The 15,794-nt window shown below is 70.4% G+C and carries 18 protein-coding genes and 1 pseudogene; 7 read left to right on the top strand and 12 right to left on the bottom strand.

Annotation, left to right across the window (positions count from 1 at the left end; genetic code table 11):
- Positions 1-272: 272 nt before the first annotated feature.
- Positions 273-1,505 carry an NADP-dependent malic enzyme gene (locus tag ACIBNA_RS27500; protein ID WP_399167872.1) on the bottom strand — a complete coding sequence of 411 codons (1,233 nt, stop codon included), beginning with the start codon at positions 1,503-1,505 and terminating at the stop codon, positions 273-275.
- A gap of 624 nt (positions 1,506-2,129) precedes the next feature.
- On the opposite strand from ACIBNA_RS27500, the gene ACIBNA_RS27495 reads away from it, so the two are divergent.
- From ACIBNA_RS27495 to ACIBNA_RS27485, 3 genes are read left to right on the top strand one after another with little or no spacing between them, the layout of a single operon-like run.
- Positions 2,130-3,086, top strand: coding sequence for an ABC transporter substrate-binding protein (locus ACIBNA_RS27495; protein WP_399167870.1), 957 nt, complete (start codon positions 2,130-2,132; stop codon positions 3,084-3,086).
- 32 nt (positions 3,087-3,118) lie between these two features.
- Positions 3,119-4,060 (top strand): amino acid ABC transporter permease, encoded by a 942-nt coding sequence (locus tag ACIBNA_RS27490; protein ID WP_399167868.1) that lies wholly within the window; start codon positions 3,119-3,121, stop codon positions 4,058-4,060.
- Positions 4,057-4,818 carry an amino acid ABC transporter ATP-binding protein gene (locus ACIBNA_RS27485; protein ID WP_399167867.1) on the top strand — a complete coding sequence of 254 codons (762 nt, stop codon included), beginning with the start codon at positions 4,057-4,059 and terminating at the stop codon, positions 4,816-4,818. Before ACIBNA_RS27490 ends, ACIBNA_RS27485 begins: the two co-directional genes overlap by 4 nt.
- Before the next feature lie 55 nt (positions 4,819-4,873).
- Here ACIBNA_RS27485 and ACIBNA_RS27480 read toward each other — a convergent pair whose 3' ends face one another.
- Positions 4,874-5,644, bottom strand: a complete 771-nt coding sequence (locus ACIBNA_RS27480) for a class I SAM-dependent methyltransferase (RefSeq protein WP_399167865.1) — start codon at positions 5,642-5,644, stop codon at positions 4,874-4,876.
- A gap of 89 nt (positions 5,645-5,733) precedes the next feature.
- On the opposite strand from ACIBNA_RS27480, the gene ACIBNA_RS27475 reads away from it, so the two are divergent.
- Positions 5,734-6,393 (top strand): CGNR zinc finger domain-containing protein, encoded by a 660-nt coding sequence (locus ACIBNA_RS27475; protein WP_274819406.1) that lies wholly within the window; start codon positions 5,734-5,736, stop codon positions 6,391-6,393.
- A gap of 65 nt (positions 6,394-6,458) precedes the next feature.
- Here ACIBNA_RS27475 and ACIBNA_RS27470 read toward each other — a convergent pair.
- Positions 6,459-6,632, bottom strand: a pseudogene (locus ACIBNA_RS27470) (S24 family peptidase); the annotation flags it as partial.
- 223 nt (positions 6,633-6,855) lie between these two features.
- On the opposite strand from ACIBNA_RS27470, the gene sodN reads away from it, so the two are divergent.
- Positions 6,856-7,251, top strand: a complete 396-nt coding sequence (sodN, locus tag ACIBNA_RS27465) for a superoxide dismutase, Ni (protein WP_399167863.1) — start codon at positions 6,856-6,858, stop codon at positions 7,249-7,251.
- 75 nt (positions 7,252-7,326) lie between these two features.
- Here the strand turns inward: sodN and ACIBNA_RS27460 are convergent, their stop codons facing one another.
- On the bottom strand, positions 7,327-7,560 hold the full coding sequence (locus ACIBNA_RS27460) for a hypothetical protein (RefSeq protein WP_399167861.1): 234 nt from the start codon (positions 7,558-7,560) through the stop codon (positions 7,327-7,329).
- A 16-nt stretch (positions 7,561-7,576) separates the two neighbouring features.
- Positions 7,577-8,731: an anion permease gene (locus tag ACIBNA_RS27455; protein ID WP_399167859.1), complete on the bottom strand. Its 1,155-nt coding sequence runs from the start codon at positions 8,729-8,731 to the stop codon at positions 7,577-7,579.
- A 105-nt stretch (positions 8,732-8,836) separates the two neighbouring features.
- Here ACIBNA_RS27455 and ACIBNA_RS27450 point away from each other — a divergent pair, with 105 nt between their 5' ends.
- Positions 8,837-9,571, top strand: coding sequence for a VOC family protein (locus ACIBNA_RS27450; protein ID WP_399167857.1), 735 nt, complete (start codon positions 8,837-8,839; stop codon positions 9,569-9,571).
- On the opposite strand, the gene ACIBNA_RS27445 is transcribed toward ACIBNA_RS27450, so the two are convergent.
- The 5 genes from ACIBNA_RS27445 to ACIBNA_RS27425 form a co-directional block, all read right to left on the bottom strand.
- Positions 9,568-9,798: a hypothetical protein gene (locus ACIBNA_RS27445; protein WP_399167855.1), complete on the bottom strand. Its 231-nt coding sequence runs from the start codon at positions 9,796-9,798 to the stop codon at positions 9,568-9,570. The genes ACIBNA_RS27450 and ACIBNA_RS27445 overlap by 4 nt on opposite strands.
- 10 nt (positions 9,799-9,808) lie before the next feature.
- Entirely contained in the window at positions 9,809-11,029 is a 1,221-nt protein-coding gene (locus ACIBNA_RS27440; RefSeq protein ID WP_399167853.1) for an RNA polymerase sigma factor, read from the bottom strand.
- Between the two features lie 28 nt (positions 11,030-11,057).
- Positions 11,058-11,471 carry a YciI family protein gene (locus ACIBNA_RS27435; protein ID WP_399167851.1) on the bottom strand — a complete coding sequence of 138 codons (414 nt, stop codon included), beginning with the start codon at positions 11,469-11,471 and terminating at the stop codon, positions 11,058-11,060.
- Between the two features lie 84 nt (positions 11,472-11,555).
- The gene (locus ACIBNA_RS27430) at positions 11,556-11,831 is read right to left on the bottom strand and encodes a hypothetical protein (RefSeq protein ID WP_399167849.1); all 276 of its coding nucleotides are present in this window, start codon (positions 11,829-11,831) and stop codon (positions 11,556-11,558) included.
- 26 nt (positions 11,832-11,857) lie between these two features.
- Positions 11,858-12,442, bottom strand: a complete 585-nt coding sequence (locus ACIBNA_RS27425) for a dihydrofolate reductase family protein (protein WP_399167847.1) — start codon at positions 12,440-12,442, stop codon at positions 11,858-11,860.
- Positions 12,443-12,554: 112 nt separating this feature from the next.
- On the opposite strand from ACIBNA_RS27425, the gene ACIBNA_RS27420 reads away from it, so the two are divergent.
- The gene (locus tag ACIBNA_RS27420) at positions 12,555-13,145 is read left to right on the top strand and encodes a TetR/AcrR family transcriptional regulator (protein ID WP_399167845.1); all 591 of its coding nucleotides are present in this window, start codon (positions 12,555-12,557) and stop codon (positions 13,143-13,145) included.
- A 512-nt stretch (positions 13,146-13,657) separates the two neighbouring features.
- Here the strand turns inward: ACIBNA_RS27420 and ACIBNA_RS27415 are convergent.
- Both ACIBNA_RS27415 and ACIBNA_RS27410 read right to left on the bottom strand, forming a co-directional pair.
- Entirely contained in the window at positions 13,658-14,275 is a 618-nt protein-coding gene (locus ACIBNA_RS27415) for a GNAT family N-acetyltransferase (protein WP_399167843.1), read from the bottom strand.
- 304 nt (positions 14,276-14,579) lie between these two features.
- Entirely contained in the window at positions 14,580-15,749 is a 1,170-nt protein-coding gene (locus tag ACIBNA_RS27410; protein WP_399167841.1) for a family 2 encapsulin nanocompartment cargo protein polyprenyl transferase, read from the bottom strand.
- Between the last annotated feature and the right edge of the window lie 45 nt (positions 15,750-15,794).

Below are 15,794 nucleotides of genomic sequence, written 5' to 3'. Positions count from 1 at the left end.
TAGGTGTCGCAATCCACACCGAAACCAGGGGCCCTCACCCCGTTCAAGGACCACTCAAGGCGTGTCGCCCGTCACCAACGTCCCGGGACAGCACATCTAGGCGCACGCACGCAGCTGAGCGGAGGCGCGCCCGCACCCGCGCGGCGAGAAGGCGCACAGGCCGCCGCAGGCACCCCACACCACCCGAACAGCCGCACCCCAAGGTAAAAAATGGCCCCGCCCACCCGGGCGGGGCCACTCACACCACCGCGCACCGCGCAGCGCGCAGCGCGCTACCGCCGAGCCACACCCTCTGCCCGAGCCGCCGCCGCCACCGCAGCCGTCACCGCCGGCGCGACCCGCTCGTCGAACGGCGACGGGATGACGTAGTCGGCCGCGAGGTCGTCCCCGACCACGCCCGCCAGCGCCTCCGCGGCAGCCAGCTTCATCCCCTCCGTGATCCGCGACGCCCGCACCTGCAAGGCACCCGCGAAGATCCCCGGAAACGCCAGCACGTTGTTGATCTGGTTCGGGAAGTCCGACCGCCCGGTAGCCACCACGGCCGCGTACTTGTGCGCGACCTCGGGATGCACCTCGGGGTTCGGGTTCGCCATGGCGAAAACGAACGCCCCCTCGGCCATCGACGCCACCGCGTCCTCCGGCACCGTCCCGCCGGACACCCCGATGAACACATCGGCCCCGGCCAGCGCCGTCTCCAGCGACCCGCTGATACCCGCCTTGTTCGTGAACCCGGCCAGCTCCCGCTTCACCGGCGTCAGATCGTCCCGGTCCGCCGACACGACACCCTTGCGGTCGGCCACCGCGACATCCTCGATCCCGGCCTCGACCAGCATCTTCGCGATGGCGACACCCGCCGCACCCGCGCCGGAGATGACGGCCCGCAGATCCCCCAGCGCCCGCTTGCTCAGCCGCGCGGCGTTCCGCAGGGCCGCCAGCGTCACGACCGCCGTACCGTGCTGGTCGTCGTGGAAGACGGGAACGTCCAGCCGCTCCTGGAGCTTCCGCTCGATCTCGAAGCACCGCGGCGCCGAGATGTCCTCCAGGTTGACCCCGCCGAACGACGGCGCGAGCCGCACCACCGTCTCGACGATCTCGTCGACGTCCGTGCAGTTCAGCGCGATCGGAACCGCGTCCACGCCACCGAACTGCTTGAACAGAATCGCCTTGCCCTCCATCACCGGGAGGGAGGCCTCGGGCCCGATGTCACCGAGCCCCAGCACGGCCGTACCGTCCGTCACGACGGCCACGACCGACGACTTCCACGTGTAGTCGTGCACGAGCTCCGGCTGCTCCGCGATCGCGCTGCACACCTTCGCGACGCCGGGCGTGTACGCCAGGGACAGGTCGTCCTTGTCACGGACCGGCACCGTGGCCTGCACGGCCATCTTGCCGCCGCGGTGGAGCGCGAACGCCGGATCGAAGGAGTCGAGGGGCTCCGCACCGCCCTCGTGACCCGTATGGTCCGTCGTGCTCTCGCTGCGAGGATTGACGATCTCCGCTGCCACTTCGTTTTACCCCTTAAATCTTCATTGGTCTGAGGGTGGCCACTCCTGGTGAGGCGTGGGCGGGACCGCGTACGGCCGTGGTCGTGCTGTGTACGTGATACGTACGGGCACATACGCGATGGGCGCGCCGCACACGCGCCCTGAGCCCCGGATGAGGGGTGTAAGGACCCTTCTTACCGGACGGACCGCACCGACGACGAGTCCATAACGCGAAGGTCACACACGGGCGTCCCGACTCTTCGTCCAATATCGGGACAAGGTCTGGACAAATCCTCGACAACCGTTCAAAGGCCGGCGAATCCCTCGGACCCCGTATTGGATTCCCGGGACATACCGAAGATCTTCCGGCTGGAAGGAGTGATTCCCGCAGAAGGTCCGGCCGTGATGTACCGGAGTGATGCGGTTCGGGGGTCGCCCGTTATCCGATTTTGACATGGCTGGCGCCCAGAATGGCGCAGTCCGAATGGCAAGATGCCGTAATCACACGAGGTCGCGACACTCGAAGACGTGTGTTCTCGTCGACCCACGGCACTGTCGGCACCGTCGGCAGTCCACGGCACTGCCGAACGCATCGGCAGCGCCCGCCCCATCGGCAACTCCACCCATCCGCCGGAGGAACCCACCATGACCGCAAGCTCCACCCGTCGTACGACCGCCGCGCACTCCCGGCTAGCAGCGGTCGGTGCGATCGCGGTCGCAGGCGCGCTGATGCTCACCGGATGCGGTGACCAGACCAAGGACACCGGCTCGGACGGCGAGACCGCGACGGCCGCGGCCCCGCTCGCCGACAAGCTGCCGCAGTCGATCCGCGACAAGGGCGTCATCAAGGTCGGTTCCGACATCGCCTACGCCCCGGTCGAGTTCAAGGACAGCTCGGGCAAGACGGTCGGTATCGACCCGGACCTCGCCGCCGCCATGGGCAAGCAGCTCGGGGTCGACTTCCAGTTCGAGAACGGCACCTTCGACACGCTGATCACGGGTCTGCGTTCCAAGCGGTACGACATCGCCATGTCCGCGATGACCGACACCAAGGACCGCCAGGAGGGCATCGACTCCGACACCGGCAAGAAGGTCGGCGAGGGCGTCGACTTCGTCGACTACTTCACCGCCGGTGTCTCGATCTACACCAAGAAGGGCGACGACCAGGGCATCAAGACCTGGTCCGACCTGTGCGGCAAGAAGATCGTGCTGCAGCGCGGCACGGTCTCCGAGGACCTCGCCAAGGCCGAGTCGAAGAAGTGCCCGGCCGGCAAGAAGATCGCCATCGAGCCCTTCGACAACGACCAGCAGGCCCAGACCCGCCTGCGCGCGGGTGGCGCCGACGCCGGCTCGTCCGACTTCCCGGTCGCCGCGTACGCCGTGAAGACCTCCGGCGGCGGCAAGGACTTCCAGCTGGTCGGCGAGCAGGTCGAGGCCGCTCCGTACGGCATCGCGGTCGCCAAGAACCAGACGCAGCTGCGGGACGCCCTCAAGGCCGCGCTGGACGCCGTCATCGCGAACGGCGAGTACGACAAGATCATGAAGAAGTGGGGCGTCACGGACGGCGCCGTCAAGGAAGCCACCATCAACGGCGGCAAGTGACCGCGACACAGCGGCACTGAAAGGCAACACCCGTGACTGTTGACATCGACAAGACGACGGGCGACACGCCCCCGGCCGGGCCGGAGGCCATCAAGGCCATCCCGGTCCGGCACTACGGGCGGTACATCTCCGCCGTCGTCACCATCGCCCTGCTGGTCGGGGTCGTCTACGCGTTCTCCCAGGGCAAGATCAACTGGGGCGCGATCCCGGACTACTTCTTCGACGACCGCATCCTGGACGGCGTGGGCAGGACGCTCCTGCTGACCGTGCTGTCCATGGTGATCGGCATCGTCGGCGGCGTCCTGCTCGCCGTGATGCGCCTGTCGAAGAACCCGGTGACCTCGTCGATCGCGTGGTTCTACATCTGGTTCTTCCGCGGCACCCCGGTCCTGGTGCAGCTGATCGTCTGGTTCAACCTGGGCCTGGTCTTCGAGTACATCAACCTCGGGCCGTTCTACAAGGACGAGTGGTCGGACTTCATGACCCCGTTCCTGACGGCGCTGCTGGGCCTCGGCCTCAACGAGGCCGCCTACATGGCGGAGATCTGCCGGGCCGGTCTGCTCTCCGTCGACGAGGGCCAGACCGAGGCGTCGCACGCGCTGGGCATGAGCCACGCCAAGACGCTGCGCCGGATCGTCATCCCGCAGGCGATGCGCGTGATCGTGCCACCGACGGGCAACGAGGTCATCAACATGCTGAAGACGACCTCGCTGGTCTCGGTCGTCCAGTATCCCGAGTTGCTCCGTGCCGCCCAGGACATCGGCCAGACCTCCGGCGCCCCCGCCGAGATGCTGTTCCTTGCGGCGGCCTGGTACCTGCTGCTGACCTCGGTCTTCAGCATCGGCCAGTACTACCTGGAGCGGTACTACGCGCGTGGTTCGAGCCATTCGCTCCCGGCCACGCCGTTCCAGAAGATCAAGGCGAACGTGCTGTCCCTGTCCAGCCGCTCCAAGCCGACGGGAGGCACCGCATGACCCCCATGGTCAAGGCCGAAGGTGTCCACAAGAGCTTCGGCCCCCTCGAAGTCCTCAAGGGCATCGACCTGGAGGTGAAGTCCGGCGAGGTGTTCTGCCTCATCGGCCCCTCCGGCTCCGGCAAGTCGACCTTCCTGAGGTGCATCAACCACCTGGAGAAGATCAACGCCGGCCGCCTGTACGTGGACGGGGAGCTGGTCGGCTACCGCCAGAAGGGCGACAAGCTCTACGAGCTGAAGGACAGCGAGGTCGCCGTCAAGCGCCGGGACATCGGCATGGTCTTCCAGCGCTTCAACCTGTTCCCGCACATGACGGCCGTTGAGAACATCATGGAGGCGCCGGTCCAGGTCAAGGGCGTGAGCAGGAGCCAGGCCCGGCTGCGTGCCCTGGAGCTCCTGGACCGGGTGGGCCTGGCCGACAAGGCGGGCAGCTACCCCGCGCAGCTCTCCGGCGGCCAGCAGCAGCGCGTCGCCATCGCCCGGGCCCTCGCCATGGACCCGAAGCTGATGCTGTTCGACGAGCCGACGTCGGCGCTCGACCCGGAGCTGGTCGGTGACGTCCTGGACGTCATGCGCGACCTCGCCGAGTCCGGCATGACGATGATCGTCGTCACCCACGAGATGGGCTTCGCCCGCGAGGTGGGCGACAGTCTGGTCTTCATGGACGGCGGTGTGGTGGTCGAATCCGGCCACCCGCGTGAGGTACTGACGAACCCGCAGCACGAGCGGACGAAGTCGTTCCTGTCGAAGGTGCTCTGACTTCACACACGGCGAGGGGGCGGTACGGGAACTCCGTACCGCCCCCTTCGGCTTGCTACTTCAGGGCGAGCAGCAGGGTGTCCGAGGGCGAGCACCACACCGGCCTGGCCTCGCCGAACCCCTTCTCGCGCAGCACGCGCGCGTGCCACGCCGCCGACGGCATGTCGCCGTCCGCGTGGTCGCCGTAGATCTCGTAGCGCCGGGCCGTGGGTTCGGCGAGGACCGGGTCCTTGGCGGCGAGCTGCCACCACTCGGTCCAGCCGAGGACGCCGGATCGCCTGGCCTGTTCCATGCGGGCGTGGCGCTGCGCGCGCTCGGCGGCGTTGATCCCGGGCGTCGTCTCGTCGATCATGTGGTCCGCGTTCATGAAGACACCGCCGTCGCGGACCACTCCCGCGACCTGGCCGTAGAGGTCCGCGAGGGGTTCCCGGTGCAGCCAGTGCAGGGCCGTCGCGGTCAGGACGGCGTCGTACGAGTCGTACGGCAGCTTCGCCGGCCAGTCGGGTTCCTTGAGGTCGGCGGTGACCAGGGTGACCCGGTCGTCGCCCGCGAAGGTGCCCTGGGCGATGGCGAGGAGCGCCGGGTCGAGGTCGACGCCGGTGCTGGTGGCCTCCGGGAACCGGGCGAGCAGCCGGGCGGTGATACTCCCCGTGCCGCAGGCGAGGTCCAGCACGCGCGGGGCGGTGCCCACGAGGGCCTCGACCATGTCGAGCATGATCCGGAATCGTTCCTCGCGGTCGGGCAGATACCACTCCTGCTGCCGGTCCCAGCTCTCCTGCCAGGCCTGCCAGTCGGTGGTGGCCGTGGTGGTGTCCGCGTCCGTCATCGAGCCCCTCCCTCGTAATACCCTGGAAGCACCATCAGCTGTTACAAGTGCGCGCTCACGACCATAAAGCCCCTCCGTAAGGACTACAAGTGGAACTGGCCTATTACTCGGACTATGCGGTGCGCCTCGTCAACACCGAGGAACCGGCCCGGGGCAAGGACACCCTGACGTCGGTCGAGGCGGTCCGTGATCTGTTCGGCGTCAACCAGTCGGCGGCCCGTCGCGCCACCGACGCGGACGTCACACGCTTCCGCTCGGTGCGGGCCCGGCTGCGCGCGGTCTTCGAGGCGGCCGACACCGGCGACGAGACGCTCGCCGTGGACCTGCTGAACTCACTGCTGCTGGAGTTCCCGGTGAGTCCGCAGATCTCCGGGCACGACTTCCGCGACGACGACGGCCGTCCCCTGTGGCACATGCACCTGGCGGACCATCCGTCCAACGCGACCGCGGGCTACGCGGCGATCGCGGCGATGGGCCTGGCGTTCCACCTGACCGAGTACGGCGTGGACCGGCTCGGCCTGTGCGAGGCCGCGCCCTGCCGCAACGCCTACCTGGACACCTCCACCAACCGCTCCCGGCGCTACTGCTCCGACCGCTGCGCGACCCGCGCCAACGTGGCGGCCTACCGCGCCCGCAAGCGCCTGGAGGCGGCCCGGCCCGACCTGCCCGAGAAGACGGGCCTGGCGGCCGACAGCGCCCAGCCGAGCAGCGCCCACGGCGAGCGGCGGCCGGGCCTGAGCGGCCGGTAGCGGAACCGGACCCGGCCGAGCACCAGTTCGTCGGGCACGACGCCGTAGTCGGTGCTGTCGCCGCCGGCGTACGCGTTGTCCGCGAGCACCCACCAGCCGTTCTCGCGCCGCTGGGCGATCCGCTTGACGACGAGCAGGTCCTGCTGGAAGGGGTGCCGCAGCACGACGACGTCACCGGGCTTGATCCGGGCCCCGTAGTGCACCAGGAGCCGGTCCCCGTGGTACAGCGTGGGCACCATGGACGGACCGGTCACCTCGGCCACCCCGAAGGGCGCGGCCGACCTCCCCCGCTCGGACTCCTGCGACAGCTCCGGCATCAGCCGGCACCTCCCCGGTTCTTCGTCCACCAGTCTCAGTCTCACCCCGGACTTTTGTCCTAAGCCCATGGGGGCACTCGCGAAAAGCCGTCCCTCACGGAGTAATGTCCCCTGTGAGAAGACGATCACGAGGAAGGAATGCTCCATGCTTTCCCGCCTGTTTGCCCCCAAGGTCAAGGTCAGCGCACACTGTGACCTTCCCTGCGGTGTGTACGACCCTGCCCAGGCCCGCATCGAGGCGGAGTCGGTGAAGGCCATCCAGGAGAAGATGGCCGGCAACGACGACCCGCACTTCCAGGCGCGTGCCACCACCATCAAGGAGCAGCGCGCGGAGCTCGCGAAGCACCACGTGTCCGTGCTGTGGAGCGACTACTTCAAGCCGCCGCACTTCGAGAAGTACCCCGAGCTGCACCAGCTGGTCAACGACACCCTCAAGGCCCTCTCGGCCGCCAAGGGTTCGACCGACCCGGCGACCGGCCAGAAGGCGCTGGACTACATCGCCCAGGTCGACAAGATCTTCTGGGAGACCAAGAAGGCCTGAAGTCACGGGCAGACGAAGGGGCCCGGCCGGGAGAACCGGCCGGGCCCTTTCGTCGTGAGTGACGGTCGGTGCCGGTCAGTGGAACTGCGGGACGATCAGGAAGATCCCGTACGCCACCACGGCCGCGCAGGCGAGGAAGCACAGCGCCGCCTGGGTGAGGCCGAGGGCAAAGGTGCGGCCCTGCTGTTCGCGGGCGCCCTCCAGTTGGGCGAGGCCGAGGACGCCGAGGGCGAAGACGACGACCACGGCGATGGTGACGCCGATGCTCACCGCGGTGACCTGGCCGAGTGCGGTCCAGTCCAGATGCATGTCGACTCCCCGTGGTTCAGGCGGCCGTGCCGACCTTGGCGGGCGGCTCGCTGCGGATGGTGACTTCCTGCGCGTCGTTGACGTTGTGCGCGTCCACCGGATTGCGGCGCGAGACGACCACGATGCCCGCGGCGAGGGCCGCGCCGACCAGGGCGACAACCGCCGTACCGAGGTCGCCGCCGCTCTGGACCACGCTCGCGGCCAGGCCGCCGACCAGTGCGGCGGCGGGCAGCGTGATCAGCCACGCGAGCGCCATGCGGCCCGCCACGCCCCAGCGGACCTCCGCGAGCCTGCGGCCGAGACCCGCGCCGAGGATGCTGCCCGAGGCGACCTGGGTGGTGGACAGGGCGAAGCCGAGGTGCGCGGAGGTCAGGATGACGGTGGTGGAGGCTGTTTCGGCGGCGAAGCCCTGCGGCGACTGGATCTCGGTGAGGCCCTTGCCCATCGTGCGGATGATGCGCCAGCCGCCGAGGTACGTGCCGAGACCGATGGCGAGGCCCGCGGACGCGATCACCCACAGGGGCGGTCCGGCGTCGTGGCCGAGCGCACCGGCCGAGATCAGGGTGAGGGTGATGACGCCCATGGTCTTCTGCGCGTCGTTCGTGCCGTGGGCGAGGGAGACCAGCGAGGCCGAGGCGATCTGGCCGACCCGGAAGCCCTTGGTCACGGACTCTTTGCGGGCGCGGTCGGTGAGCCGGTAGGCGAGGTAGGTGGCCAGCAGCGCGGCGACACCGGCCACGACCGGCGAGGCCACCGCCGGCACCAGCACCTTCTCGACGACCTTGTCGAAGTTGACGCCGTGACTGCCCGCCCCGACCCACACGGCCCCGATCAGTCCGCCGAACAGGGCGTGCGAGGAACTCGACGGCAGACCGACCAGCCAGGTCAGCAGGTTCCACAGGATCGCCCCGACCAGGCCCGCGAAGATCATCCCCGGGGTGACGAGGGTGTCGTCCACTATGCCGCCCGAGATGGTCTTGGCGACCTCGGTGGACAGAAAGGCACCGACCACGTTGAGGACACCGCTGATCAGGACCGCCGTACGGGGAGCGAGCGCGCCGGTGGCGATGGACGTGGCCATCGCGTTCGCCGTGTCGTGGAATCCGTTGGTGAAGTCGAAGGCGAGCGCCGTCACGATGACGACCGCCACGAGGAACGTGATGTGGTCCATTCCTGAATGCAAACAAGTGCAGGCCAATAGGCGGGGAACGGCAAGGCAAAGGCTGGTCAAGGTTCACGCAGGTGGCGATGACGTCGCCCCTCTACGATCTGGACCATGAGAATCCGCTGGACCTACGCCTTCATCGACCGCCCGCGCGAGGCCTTCGACACCGCATGCGACTTCTGGACGGCGGTCACGGACACCCGGCTCTCCGAACTGCGCGGAGAACACTCCGAGTTCGGCACGCTGCTCCCGGACGACGCCGACGCCTGTCTGAAGGTCCAGGCGGTGCGATCGGACAACGGCGGTGCGCATCTCGACTTCTGTGTGGACGACGTGAGGGAGTTCGCCGACTCGGCGACGCGGCTCGGCGCGAGCGTGGTGGCCGACCTCGGGTCGCTCGTCGTGCTGCGGTCGCCCGGCGGGCAGTTGTTCTGCGCGGACCCTTGGCGCGGGCAATCGTCGCGGCCGGGGGTGGTGCGGGGCAGCCGCCTCGACCAGGTGTGCGTGGACGTGCCGCCGTCTGCCTACGACGCCGAAGTCGCCTTCTGGAGCGGGCTGCTGGACGGCTGGACGTCGCGGCCCGGTTCACTCCCTGAGTTCCACGTGGTCGAGCCGCCGCCCGGCCTGCCGGTACGCCTGCTCCTGCAACGCCTCGACGAGGAACGCCCGGCCTCCGCCCACCTCGACCTCGCCTGCGCGGACGTCGCGGCGGCCCGGGCGTGGCACGAGGAGCTGGGGGCTGTGTTCGTGGCCGACTTCTCGGGCTGGACACTGATGCGCGACCCGGCGGGCGGCACGTACTGCCTGACGACCCGGAATCCGGAGACGGGCAGACTGCGCGCCTAATCCACTTCGGCGTACGCACACAGGACCGCCCCGCCCTCCTCGGGCGTCGGGCAGGGCGGCAGGTCCGGTGTCTCCTCGGGATCGTTCTCTTCCCAGACGTACGGCCCCTGCGGCTCCGTCGAGTCCTGCATCCACAGCGTCAGCCCGCCCGCGACGACCACGGCCAGCGCCCACACGATCACCACCCGGCGCCACACCCGGCGCCGCCGCTTCCCCGCCATGTCCATGCCTCACACGCTAGTCCTTCAACCGCGCCGCCCGCGCCTGGAGATAGCGCTGCTCGGGCAGGCTGAGGGTCTGGGCGGCCGCCGACTCGTAGGCGGCACGGGCGGCTTGGGGATCGCCGACGCGTTCCAGGAGGTGTCCTCGTACGGCGTCCAGGCGGTGGCCCTTCAACACGGCTGCCAGGGCGTCCAGTTCGGACAGGCCGGCGTGCGGACCGTGGACCATGGCGACGGCGACCGCGCGGTTGAGGCGTTCGACCGGGCCGGGGACCAGGCGGACGAGGACGTCGTACAGACCGAGGATCTCGGCCCAGTCCGTCACCTCGGGCAAGGGTGCCTCGTCGTGGACTGCGGCGATCGCGGCACGCAGTTGGTACGGCCCGTGCCGGCCCCGGGACAGCGCCCCGGTGACCAGCGCGACGCCCTCCTCGATCGCGGCCTTGTCCCAGCGGTCGCGGTCCTGCTCGTCGAGGGGGATCAGATCGCCGTGCGGTCCGCTGCGCGCGTCGCGGCGGGCGTCGGTGAGCAGCATCAGCGCGAGCAGGCCGGCCACCTCGCAGTCGTCGGGGAGCAGCCGGTGGACCGTGCGGGTCAGGCGTACGGCCTCGCCCGCGAGGTCCCGCCGCTGGAGGGCGGTGCCGGAGGTGGCCGTATAGCCCTCGTTGAAGATCAGGTAGAGGGTCTGGAGGACGGACGGCAGCCGCTGCTCCCAGCGCTCGGGGCGGCCGAAGCGCACGCCCCGCACTTTCTGCTTGGCCCGGCTGATTCTCTGCGCCATCGTCGCCTCCGGCACCAGATACGCGCGGGCGATCTCCGCCGTGGTCAGACCGCCGACGGCGCGCAGCGTGAGCGCGATCTGCGCGGGCGGCGTCAGGTCCGGATGGCAGCACAGGAAGAGCAGCGAGAGGGTGTCGTCCTCGCGGGGAGCGCGCTCCCCGGGTGGCGGGGCGGTGAAGGCGTCGCGAGGCGTGAGCGCCGCCGCCCGCTCCTCGCGCTGCCGCCGCGCCTCCTCGCTGCGCAGGGCGTCGGTCAGCCGCCGCGAGGCGACCTTGATCAGCCAGCCGCGCGGATTGCCGGGCACACCCTCCCCGGGCCACTGCCCGGCCGCCGCGAGCAGCGCCTCCTGTACGGCGTCCTCGGCGGCGTCGAAGTGTCCGTACCGCCTGACCAGCGCGCCGAGGACCTGCGGCGCGTTCCGGCGCAGCAGGTCCTCGATCTCGGGTGTGCTCTTCACCGGCGCGTCCGTCGGTGTCGCCCGGCCCTCAGATGTCCCCGGAGCCGTCCATGACCGGACGGATCACGACCGGTGAGTCGGGGGCGCCGGCCGGTTGGGGGCACCGGGCGACGCGCTCGGCGATCTCCGTAACCCGTTCCAGGCTCTCGCACTCCAGGACCCAGTAGCCGGCCAGCAGCTCCTTGGTCTCGCTGTACGGGCCGTCGGTGATCACCGCCTTGCCGTCGTCACCGAGGGTGACGTGCCGGGTCTGCGCCGGCTCGGCCAGGCCCTGCGCGTCGACGAGTTCGCCCGTCTCGGAGAGGTCGTCGTTGATGGCGCCCATGTAGGCGAACATGGCCTGCAGCTCCTCCTCGCCCCAGGCGGGGGAGTTCGCCGACGCCTTGCCGCGCATGGCTTCGTAGTCCGCCTGCGTGCCCTGCACCATGACCAGGTACTTCATCAGTCCGCTCCTTCGGCTCTCACCGCCCTGGCGGGCGGCTCTCACACGGGACGTCGGAGCCGGGCCGGGATTCTCGACACGAGCTCAGGGATTTTCCACGACGGTTTCTCCGGGGGCGTCTTCGGGTGGGGTCGTCGCAGGTGGGGCGGTGCCCTCGGCGGACCGGGGCTGGTCGGCGGTCCGGGTGCCCTCGCCGGCGTGACCGCCCTCGGCCACCCCCGCGTCAAAGGCCGGGCACTCGGGGTTGCGGCAGGGACCCCGCACCCAGAGCGGGACCCACGCGCCCAGCGTCTTGTGACGCCGGACGACTGTTTCCACTGGCTGTCCGCAGGTCGGACAGACGTGTTCTTCGCTGCCCATGTCCTCAGGGTAGGCCGGTCGGGGCGTCAGCGCTTCCTGCTGTACGTGCGCACCAGCGCGCCGTTGCCGAACGTGCGCACCGACTCCAGGGTGAACTCCGAGATCGCGAACCCGGAGCCGAACATGGGCATGCCCGCGCCGTACACCAGCGGGTAGGTCTTGACCACGAGCTCGTCGATCTCGTCGAGCAGTTCGCCCGCGATCTTGGAGCCGCCGCACAGGTAGATGCCGAACTCGCCGTCCTCGGCCTTCAGTTCGCGGACCTTTCCGACCAGATCGTCCGCGATGATCTCGACGTTCGGGTCGGGCGACTCCTTCAGGGTGCTGGAGGCGACGTATTCGCGCAGATGGGCATACGGGCTGGTGATGTCTTCCTCCAGGGCGACGTCATAACTGCCCCGGCCCTGGATGATGGTGTCGAACCGCTTGTTCGGCAGGTCGTCGATGCCGAGGGCCCGGCGGACGTGGGTGGGCAGGGTCTCCGGGTATTCCGCCTTCACGAAGGCGGCGAGGTCCTCGTCGGCGAAACGGACCATCTCAGATCCGTCGCCACCCGGGTCGCCGATGAAGCCGTCGAGGGAACAGGCGATGTAGTACGTGAGCTTTCGCAAGCCGGTCTCTTTTCGTAGGCTGCCGCTGCAACGACTTCAGTTGTAGTACTCCTTCTGTAGTGGTTGCAAGAGAATAACCGCGAGCCGTCGAAAGTGGGAGAAGGGACTCCGCATGGCCAGCAACCCCGAGCGCCGGGCCGCGCTCGTCGACGCCGGCGTCGAGGTGCTCGCGCGCGAGGGAGCGCGCGGGCTGACGTTCCGCGCAGTGGACGCGGAGGCCGGCGTGCCCGTGGGCACGGCCTCCAACTACTTCACCGGCCGTGCCGACCTGCTGCGCCAGATCGACACCCGGCTGCACGCACGGCTCGCGCCCGACCCCGACGTGGTCGCCGAGCTGATGACCCGCCCCAAGGACCGCTCACTGGTCACGGCCTTCATGTACGACCTGATGGCCCGCGCGACCCGCGACCGCACGGGCTACCTGGCCCTCATGGAGCTGCGCCTGGAGGCCACCCGGCGTCCCGAACTGCTCGCCTCCTACACCAAGTCGGTGCGCGGCGACCTGGAGGAGGCCATGGAGTTCCACCGGACAGCCGGCCTCCCCGGCGGCGACGAGTCCGTCGCCGTGCTGTACCTGGCCATGCTCGGCCTGCTCCTGGAGCACCTGACCCTGCCGGGTGTCCTGGAGGGCGTACTGCCCGGGGTGAGCGTGCCGGACGGCCTGGTGGAGCGGATCGTGGCGGCGGTGCTGCCGGAGGGGTAGGAGGGGCAGGGCTGGGCGGAGGGGCGGGGGCTGGCCGCAAGCAGCTCGTGGAGCGGCCCGGGGCGGGCTGACCGGAGGGGCTTGAGCCGGGCCGACCGGAGGGGCAGGGGCCGAGGTCGGCCGGAGAGGCTGGAGCCGGGCCGACGGGAGGGGCAGGGGCCGAGGTCGGCCGGAGGGCCGGACAGAGCCAGGGGCCCGTCGAGCCGGGCACGGGCGGAGAGGTCAAGACGCGGCCTTGCCGATACGACGCCCCCCGAGGCCAGCCGGACGGCCAGACCAGCCAAGGGCCCGGTCGAACCGGGCATGGGCGAAGAGGATCAGGACGCGGCCTTGCCGATACGACGCTCCCCCGAGGCCGAGGCAGGGCTGGACAGAGCCGGCGCGCCCGGTCGAGCCAGGCGCGGGCGGGGAGAACCAGGACGCGGCATTGCCGATGCGGGAATCCGCCGAGGCCAACCGGACGGCCAGACAGAGTCAGGCGCCCGGGCAGGGCAAGGCCTGGGCCGAGAAGGTCAGGACGCGACCTCGGCGGTGCGGGGCTCGCGCCACATCGGCCACATGGTCGGGCCGTCCTCCGGGAGGTCGAGCACCGGGCCGGTGAGCTCGAAGCCGAGGCGCTCGTACAGCTTGCGACTGCGGGCGCTGCTCGCCTCCAGGTACGCGGGCAGCCCCTCGCGGTCGCAGCGGTCGAGGACCGACTCGATGAGCGCCGTGCCGAGGCCCTCGCCCTGGCGGCGGGGGGCCACGGCGATCATCCACAGGTACTCGTGGGCCCGCCCGGAGGGATGGATGTCGGCGGTCAGCCGGCCGATCGCCTCGATGCGTTCGTTGTCCGGGTCGACGGCCTGACGCACCTGGGCCGGGCCGTCGTCCTCGGCGTCGCCGTCATGGTCGTCGGCCGGCATGGACAGCCACAGCGCACAGGCCGAACCGTCCTCGGTGAGGTCGATGCGTCCGGCCTCGAGCACGATGCCGGTGAAGGCGGCCATGAGCCCGGGGTGATTGGCTCGACGGTCCTCCGCCCCGGGGAAGACCCAGCCGCTCACGGGGTCGTCCTGGAACGCCTCGTCCAGCAGCCGGACGACCAGCTCCTGGTCCTCCTCGCCAGCCGTCCGGATCGCCACACCCATGTCCCGCCCCTTCACTCGTCCCGACGGGCGTTGATCGTAGGGCGGTTGGGAGCCGTCCCCGTAAGTGGGGCAGGAGCTTGGCGGGATTTCATCGAACAGTTGCCCAAAGCGCCTGTCATGACCGGCAGTAGGCAGTAGGAGGCGGGCCCCGCACACCGTGGGGCAGTGCGGGACCCGCCTGGCCGGAGGCCCGGGGCCGTGCGGAGTCAGGAGCCGCACGGCCCCGGCACTCCGGGGTCCTGCCCTTCGGTCACCCGAAGGTCCGTCAAGTGCTGCCGACGGCCGGTTGCCGCTCCGGCGGCCGTCAACTGCTGCGCCGTGTCACGAACTCGGCGAGGGCCAGCAGCCCGCCCGCCGCCTCCGGGTCCGGCACCGCGCGTGCCAGTTGCTGCATCGCCACTGCCATCCGGTCGGCCGCCTGGTTCTGCGCCCAGTCACGGCCGCCCGCCCGCTCCACGGTCAGGGCGATGTGGTCGAGGTCCTCCTTCTCGCTGGGTCGTGCGTACAGTTCGGCGAGTTCCGCGGCCGCCGGTGTGCCGGAGGTGAAGGCCGCCACGACCGGCAGGGACTTTTTGCGGGCGGCCAGATCCGCGCCGACGGGCTTGCCGGTGCGGCACGGGTCGCCCCATATGCCGATGACGTCGTCGATGAGCTGGAAAGCGAGCCCGGCCTCCCGGCCGAACGCGTCCAGCGCCGCCACGTCCGCGGCCCCGGCACCCGCGTACAGCCCGCCGATCGCACAGGCGCTCCCCAGCAGTGCGCCCGTCTTGGCCTCCGCCATGGCGAGCACCTCGTCGAGCGTGACCTCGCCGGGGGCGCGCCGCTCCATGGCCGTGTCCGCGTGCTGTCCCGCGCACAGTTCGACCACGCAGTCCGCCAGCCGGGCGGTGGCGGCCGGAGCCGCCGGATGCGGGTCCTCGGCGAGCAGCCGCATGGCCAGCGCCTGGAGGGCGTCCCCGGCGAGGATCGCGTCGTGGTCGCCGAACACGGTCCACGCGGTGGGCCGGTGCCGGCGGGTGGTGTCCCGGTCCATCACGTCGTCGTGCAGCAACGTGAAGTTGTGGACCAGCTCCACCGCCGCGGCCGCCCGGAGCGCCGCCGCCCGCGCCTCGGGTCCGCCGAGGGCGGCCGCCGCGGCTAGGACGAGCGCGGGCCGGATCGCCTTGCCGGAGCCGCCCTCGGCGGGTGTGCCGTCCGGCTGCTCCCAGCCGAAGTGGTAGAGCGTGATCCGGCGCATCGGCCCGGGCAGCGAGCCCAGCGCGTCCCGCAGTACCGGGTCGACCTCCGCACGGGCCCGCTCCAGGAGCATGACCGCCTCGTGCCCCTCGGCCTGTCCCGGCCGGCCGTCCCGCTGTGTCCCGATGGGCCCCCGCCTTTCCGGTGCCCCGGCCGCACGCCCGGGCTCGGTACCGCGCTGCCCACCGGGGGCGGGCAGCGTCGTCTGCGTCCTGGACTCCGTGAGGGACTCACCCATGGGACCGCCTCGGAGACTGAGCGGACGGTGGCGCTTCCGCTGCCG

It is taken from the genome of Streptomyces sp. NPDC050164 (assembly GCF_044459945.1).
Lineage (GTDB): Bacteria > Actinomycetota > Actinomycetes > Streptomycetales > Streptomycetaceae > Streptomyces > Streptomyces coeruleorubidus_A.
The sequence above is the reverse complement of the archived record's forward strand: the minus strand, read 5'-3'. Positions and strand labels throughout refer to the sequence as shown.

Excerpts from the sequence above, each read along its gene's own strand:
- ACIBNA_RS27495 (WP_399167870.1), top strand. The coding sequence starts at position 2,130 with ATGACCGCAAGCTCCACCCGTCGTACGACCGCCGCGCACTCCCGGCTA.
- ACIBNA_RS27485 (WP_399167867.1), top strand. The coding sequence starts at position 4,057 with ATGACCCCCATGGTCAAGGCCGAAGGTGTCCACAAGAGCTTCGGCCCC.
- ACIBNA_RS27480 (WP_399167865.1), bottom strand. The coding sequence starts at position 5,644 with ATGACGGACGCGGACACCACCACGGCCACCACCGACTGGCAGGCCTGG.
- sodN (WP_399167863.1), top strand. The coding sequence starts at position 6,856 with ATGCTTTCCCGCCTGTTTGCCCCCAAGGTCAAGGTCAGCGCACACTGT.
- ACIBNA_RS27460 (WP_399167861.1), bottom strand. The coding sequence starts at position 7,560 with ATGCATCTGGACTGGACCGCACTCGGCCAGGTCACCGCGGTGAGCATC.
- ACIBNA_RS27455 (WP_399167859.1), bottom strand. The coding sequence starts at position 8,731 with ATGGACCACATCACGTTCCTCGTGGCGGTCGTCATCGTGACGGCGCTC.
- ACIBNA_RS27450 (WP_399167857.1), top strand. The coding sequence starts at position 8,837 with ATGAGAATCCGCTGGACCTACGCCTTCATCGACCGCCCGCGCGAGGCC.
- ACIBNA_RS27445 (WP_399167855.1), bottom strand. The coding sequence starts at position 9,798 with ATGGACATGGCGGGGAAGCGGCGGCGCCGGGTGTGGCGCCGGGTGGTG.
- ACIBNA_RS27435 (WP_399167851.1), bottom strand. The coding sequence starts at position 11,471 with ATGAAGTACCTGGTCATGGTGCAGGGCACGCAGGCGGACTACGAAGCC.
- ACIBNA_RS27430 (WP_399167849.1), bottom strand. The coding sequence starts at position 11,831 with ATGGGCAGCGAAGAACACGTCTGTCCGACCTGCGGACAGCCAGTGGAA.
- ACIBNA_RS27420 (WP_399167845.1), top strand. The coding sequence starts at position 12,555 with ATGGCCAGCAACCCCGAGCGCCGGGCCGCGCTCGTCGACGCCGGCGTC.
- ACIBNA_RS27415 (WP_399167843.1), bottom strand. The coding sequence starts at position 14,275 with ATGGGTGTGGCGATCCGGACGGCTGGCGAGGAGGACCAGGAGCTGGTC.
- ACIBNA_RS27410 (WP_399167841.1), bottom strand. The coding sequence starts at position 15,749 with ATGGGTGAGTCCCTCACGGAGTCCAGGACGCAGACGACGCTGCCCGCC.